5 protein-coding genes and 1 tRNA gene are annotated in these 5,388 nt (G+C 72.8%); 2 read left to right on the top strand and 4 right to left on the bottom strand.

What is annotated here, in order from left to right:
• Positions 1-49: 49 nt before the first annotated feature.
• The gene (locus B7767_RS29335) at positions 50-532 is read right to left on the bottom strand and encodes an MSMEG_6728 family protein (RefSeq protein WP_085574799.1); all 483 of its coding nucleotides are present in this window, start codon (positions 530-532) and stop codon (positions 50-52) included.
• A gap of 91 nt (positions 533-623) precedes the next feature.
• The gene (gene mgrA / locus B7767_RS29340; RefSeq protein ID WP_085574800.1) at positions 624-1,667 is read right to left on the bottom strand and encodes an L-glyceraldehyde 3-phosphate reductase; all 1,044 of its coding nucleotides are present in this window, start codon (positions 1,665-1,667) and stop codon (positions 624-626) included.
• A 228-nt stretch (positions 1,668-1,895) separates the two neighbouring features.
• On the opposite strand from mgrA, the gene B7767_RS29345 reads away from it, so the two are divergent.
• Together B7767_RS29345 and B7767_RS29350 are read left to right on the top strand one after the other, a co-directional pair.
• Complete coding sequence (locus tag B7767_RS29345; protein WP_085574801.1) at positions 1,896-2,453, top strand: snapalysin family zinc-dependent metalloprotease; 558 nt, start codon at positions 1,896-1,898, stop codon at positions 2,451-2,453.
• Between the two features lie 67 nt (positions 2,454-2,520).
• Positions 2,521-2,593 (top strand) — tRNA-Gly (locus B7767_RS29350).
• 52 nt (positions 2,594-2,645) lie between these two features.
• Here B7767_RS29350 and B7767_RS29355 read toward each other — a convergent pair.
• Together B7767_RS29355 and B7767_RS29360 are read right to left on the bottom strand one after the other, a co-directional pair.
• Positions 2,646-3,968, bottom strand: a complete 1,323-nt coding sequence (locus B7767_RS29355) for a lipase family protein (protein WP_085574802.1) — start codon at positions 3,966-3,968, stop codon at positions 2,646-2,648.
• A gap of 171 nt (positions 3,969-4,139) precedes the next feature.
• Entirely contained in the window at positions 4,140-5,315 is a 1,176-nt protein-coding gene (locus tag B7767_RS29360; protein WP_085574803.1) for a S1 family peptidase, read from the bottom strand.
• Positions 5,316-5,388 lie beyond the last annotated feature (73 nt).

The following is a 5,388-nucleotide window of genomic DNA, read 5'->3' on the forward strand; positions in this document are numbered from 1 at the left end:
GGTCGCGCCCGCCCGGAGGACGACGGGGCGTCCGGACGGTGCGGGCGGGTCAGCCGGCGGCCGCCTCCGGATCGCGGTCGGACGACGGCCAGACGTACGGCAGGTCGTCCGGCTCCCCGGGGAAGAGCTCCGCGTAGACGGCCGGGTCCTTGCGGACCAGCGCCGAGCGGTGGCTGCGGTGCACGGCGTCGTCCCCCAGCCAGGGCGGCAGCTCACCGGCCCCGGCCAGCTCCCGCTGACCGCGCACCGGCGCCCCGGGCCGCACCCCGGCGAGGTCGGCGACGAGGGTGGCGGCGCAGCTGTCCTGGTGGCCCCGTTCGCGCCAGACCCGGCAGATCTCCAGGCCGTACCGCACCAGCGCCTCCTCGTAGCCGGTCCACATGCGGACCGCGGGGTGGCGGCGCCACCCGTAGCCCGGCACGATCAGGCCGCGCAGCACCTGGACCGCCTCGACCCGCTGTTTGCCGAGCCGGCGCCGGTCGAGCACCAGTGCCGACTCGCAGAAGTCGGGGTACGGCAGAAAGGTCTGCATACGGCCGCCCGAACGGTGAGGGGGCAAGGGGCTCACCGCACCGCAGTTCCCCCGTCGCGGCGGCGCACACATCGCGGGGCGCCCCGAGGGCTCAGCCCAGCGTGCCGAGCCGGGCCTCGCGCCACAGGTCGACACCGCCGTCGGTGGCGTACTCGTCGATCCCGGCCAGCTCCTCGGCGTCGAAGTCGAGGTTCTCCAGCGCGGCGACGTTCTGCTCCAGCTGCTCGGTGCGGGAGGCGCCGATGACCAGCGAGGTGACCCGCGGGTCCCGCAGCGCCCAGGCCAGCGCCATCTGCGCGAGGGTCTGCCCGCGCCGGGCCGCGATGTCGTTCAGGGCGCGCAGCCGGTGCCGCATGTCGTCGGTCAGCCACCCGGCGTCGAACGACTTGCCGGCCGCCGCCCGCGAGTCCCGCGGGACGCCGTCCAGATAGCGCCCGGTCAGCATCCCCTGTGCGAGCGCGGTGAAGCCGATGACCCCGAAGCCCTCCTCCTGGGCCACGTCCAGCAGGCCGTCGGTCTCGATCCAGCGGTTCAGCATGTTGTACGACGGCTGGTGGATCAGCAGCGGGGTCCCGAGGTCCCGGAGGATCGCCGCGGCCTCGCGGGTGCGTTCGGCGTCGTACGAGGAGATGCCGACGTAGAGCGCCTTGCCCTGGCGGACCGCCGTGTCGAGGGCGCCCATCGTCTCCTCGAGCGGAGTGGTGGTGTCCAGCCGGTGCGAGTAGAAGATGTCCACGTACTCCAGGCCCATGCGCTCCAGCGACTGGTCCAGCGAGGCCAGCAGGTACTTGCGGGAGCCGCCGCCCTGGCCGTACGGGCCGGGCCACATGTCCCAGCCGGCTTTGGTGGAGACCACCAGCTCGTCCCGGTACGGCGCGAGGTCCCGCTTCATCAGCCGGCCGAAGTTGATCTCGGCGGAGCCGTAGGGCGGGCCGTAGTTGTTCGCCAGGTCGTGGTGGGTGATGCCGAGGTCGAAGGCGCGCAGGGCGATCTCGCGCTGCGTCTCGAACGGCTTGTCGTCGCCGAAGTTGTGCCAGTAACCCAGGGACAGCAGGGGGAGGTCGAGTCCCGAGCGGCCGGTGCGCCGGTAGCGCATGGTGCCGTCGTAACGCTCGGGGCGGGCGATGTGGTTCATCGGCGGTTCTCCGGTGATGCGAGCGGGGGTGTCCCGTGGGATGGTGTTGATCCTTGCCACAGTGCCCCCGCCCGATCGGGAAGTCCAACCGATCCCTTCCATGGAATTCAGCAGTGCGGTTTCTGAATCGGCGGGCGGCCGCGACGACGGATTGGACTCCGTGCCGACGGGCAGGCGGAAGCGGAAGCGGCACGAGCACGACCGCCCGCCCCCACAAGGAGGTCGACCATGAGGGTCCGTACGCTGACCGGCGGCCTGGCCGCGGTGCTCGTGCTGTCCGGCCCGCTGCTGAACGGCCCGGCCGTGGCCGTCGCACCCGTCGCGCCCGCCGGAACGGCCCAGCGCCAGGCGGCCGACGACGTGGTCACCTACGACGCGAGCGGCGCCGCGGAGTTCAGGGCCGCGGTCGAGCGGGGAGCGGCGATCTGGAACGAGAGCGTCGAGACCGTCGAACTGTGTCCGGCCGCGTCCGGGCAGCGCGCCGACGTGCGGATCGTGGCGGACGACGGCTGGCCCCGCTCCGTCCCCACCTCGATGGGCGACGGCACCGTCTACATCGGGCGCCAGGCCGTGGACCGGGGCTACTCCCCGATCCGTATCGCGGCCCACGAACTCGGCCACATGCTGGGCCTGCCGGACCGCAAGCCGGGCCCCTGCTCCAGCCTGATGTCGGGCGCCAGCGCCGGAACCTCGTGCACCAACCCCTACCCGAGCGCGGCGGAGAAGGCGCAGGTCGAGCGGAACTTCGAGGGAGCCCCCACCGGGGCGCTGCTGGGGCGGATGTGACGTGTGGGGCGATCAACGCTATGGTTGTCCCAGGTCAAGGCGACGGAGACCTCCGGAGCCCGCCCGTGCGTTGGTGGTCCAAGGAAAGACGCCCCGCTTCCTGCGGGGAGATGCAGGTGCAAGGCCTGCCCGGCGCTCCATCCGAGCCCCGTCCCGAAACTTCGGGACGGGGCTCGTCGCGTTGCCGGTGGTTCACGGCTGGACCGGCATGGTCCAGCAGTTGGAGCGCGCCGGTTCGCCCTCGAGCCGGTCGGTCAGCCACTTCACCGCGTCGCCCTGGTCGGTGAGCAGCGGCACGAGGTGGTTGGTGAGGATCTTGTCGCCGAGGTCGGGCAGCACGACGGCCTTGTAGGTGACGTCGGCGCCCTTGCGGCACCAGTCCAGGGCCAGTCGGCGGGCCTGCGCGTGCGGCACGATGTCGTCCTGGACGCCGGTGACCAGGCGGACCGGGCCGGTGGGCGTGAGCCTGCCGATGCGCTGCTCGTCGAGGACGGCCCGGGCGTCCGGCTCGTCGGCGATGACGTCGGCGAGCGAGCTTCCGTCCTTCGTCCACTCGGTGCTCTTGGTGAAGCCGTGGCTGAGGATCGCGTCCCCGACGCAACTGGTGCCGATGTCGTCGAGGGCGCTTCGGCCGGTGGCGTTGACGTGCTGGTCGACGACCTCCTTCAGCGCGGGCTCGGCCTGGGCGAAACCGTTGATCGACCAGCCCAGCGCGGCCGCCAGGGCGCTGCCGTCGATGCCCTTCATGACCGCCGTCAGGTCGGCGGGCGGCGCGCCGGCGTAGGTGCCGACGAGGTTCACCTCGGGTGCGTAGGCGGAGTGCAGTTCGGCGGCGGACGCGCTGGCCCCGCCGCCCTGGCTGTAGCCGTACATGCCCACCCGCGAGTCGGCGGTGACCGACGCGCCCGGCACGGAGCGGGCCGCGCGGGCCGCGTCCAGCATGGCGCGCCCCTGGTCGAGCCGGTTGACGTAGGTGTGCAGCCGGTCGGTCGCCCCGAGCCCGACGTAGTCGGTCACCACGACGGCGGCGCCGGTGGCCAGGAGCCGGTAGACGGCCAGGTTGTCGTATCCGACGGACAGCGTCTCCCCGGTCAGGGTCAGCGGGTTCTGCAGGGCCAGCGAGGGCGCGCACTGGTCGCCCTGGCCCATGGTCCCGGAGCCGACGACCACCAGGGGGCGGGGGCCGTCGCCCTTCCAGCCGGCGGACGGCTCGATGTAGGCCCCGGTGACGGCCACCGGCTGCCCGCCCGAGTCGGTGGAGGTGTACATCAGGCGGGTCGCGGTGCCGGGCAGGGTGCGGCCGTCCAGACCGGGCAGGCTCAGCCCGAGACGCAGTGGCTCGTGGCGGACCAGTACGCCCTCGCCCGCGGGCAGTTCGACGGGCGGGGTGTAGAAGGCGGGGATGGTGACACCCCGCGACACCACGGGGTCGCTCGCGACGGCGGGCGGCGCGGACACGCAGACACAGGCGGTCGTGGCGACCACGGTGGTCAGCACGCTGCTGATACGGCTCACGGCTCACTCCTCGCTCTGCTCCAGGAAGGTGAACCGGAAACTAGCAGTGCTTACTTACCGCCGGTAACCCGTGAGTAAGTTACGGCACGGTAACTTTTGCGGGAGGTGCCGGGCGCACACGGGAACGGGCCCCGCCGTCGCCCGGCGGGGCCCGCTCCCGGTCGTGACCGCTCAGGCCGTGTGCAGCGTCAGCCCGTAGCGGTTGAGGATCTCGTTGACCGGCTGGAACCAGGTCTCGCCCCCGCCGGAGCAGTTGCCCCAGCCGCCGGAGGTGACGCCCTGCGCCTGGTCGCCGCTGATGAACGAGCCGCCCGAGTCACCCGGTTCGGCGCAGACGCTGGTCTTCGTCATCTGATGGACCGCGCCCTGGCTGTAGTTGACCGTCTCGTTCTTGGCCAGGACCCTGCCGCAGTGCCAGTGGGTCGTGGAGCCGGAGCGGCAGATCGAGGCACCGACCGGTGCCTCCGTCGAGCCGCGCACCAGCTGGTCCGGCACGGTGCCCCAGCCGAGCACCACCGGCACCGTCCACCAGCCGCTGCCCACGTTCACCCAGGCGTAGTCGTTGCCCGGGAACGAGGAGCCCTGGAAGTTGCCGATGTACGAGCCGTCCCAGCCCCTGACCTGGCCGCCGACGCCGCCGCAGTGCCCGGCGGTGACGAAGCCGCCGTGCACCGAGAAGCCTATGGAGCAGCGGACGTTGCCGGTGTAGTACGGGTCTCCGCCCACCGTCCCGGCGGCGAAGGTCTCCGCCGCGGCCTCCACGGTCCGCACGGTGACCGGGCCGGCCTCGCGGGCCTCGTCCACGAAGGAGCGGACATCGTTGTCGGCACGCTTGCCGGCGACGACGTTCACGACGACCGTGTTGGCGGCCGGGTCGACGGCCCAGCTGCTGACGCCCGAGGGCGCGTCGAGGCGGTCGATGCGGGACTTGGCCGCGTCCAGCTGCCGGGCGCTGTGCTCGACGGTGCGGACGGCCGCGCCGGACGCGCGCAGGGACCGTACCGTCGAGGCGTCGGCGTCCGGGGTGACGGCCACGGTCAGTTTCTCGCTCTTCGCGTCGAACCAGGCGCCGCCGTACGCCGGTCCGGCGGTCCTGCGGGCCTCGGGCGCGAGCTCGGTGGCCTCGCGTTCGGCGGCCAGTCGGTCCTCCGCCTCGGCGCGGGTCAGGCCGAAGTCCCGCTGCATCGCCCGGAGCAGGCCGTCGGAGGCGGGCGTGGAGTCGGCGGCGCGGGTGGTGGGGGAGTCGGGGGCGTCCTGCGCCGCGGCCGGCAGGGTGCCGGCCGCGGTCCAGCTGCCGATCATGAGCAGGGCGGCCACGCCGGCATGCGTGAGTCGGGTGCGTCTCATGGAAGGTGCCCTTCGTCGTTCCAGCGAGGTGGGGGTGGAACAACCGCAGTGTGAGAGCGCTCTCAGCCTGAGT

The organism is Streptomyces sp. 13-12-16 (assembly GCF_002114215.1).
Lineage (GTDB): Bacteria > Actinomycetota > Actinomycetes > Streptomycetales > Streptomycetaceae > Streptomyces.

Bases quoted from the DNA above. Each gene is read 5' to 3' on its own strand.
- B7767_RS29360 (WP_085574803.1), bottom strand. From the start codon at position 5,315: ATGAGACGCACCCGACTCACGCATGCCGGCGTGGCCGCCCTGCTCATG.
- mgrA (WP_085574800.1), bottom strand. From the start codon at position 1,667: ATGAACCACATCGCCCGCCCCGAGCGTTACGACGGCACCATGCGCTAC.
- B7767_RS29345 (WP_085574801.1), top strand. From the start codon at position 1,896: ATGAGGGTCCGTACGCTGACCGGCGGCCTGGCCGCGGTGCTCGTGCTG.
- B7767_RS29335 (WP_085574799.1), bottom strand. From the start codon at position 532: ATGCAGACCTTTCTGCCGTACCCCGACTTCTGCGAGTCGGCACTGGTG.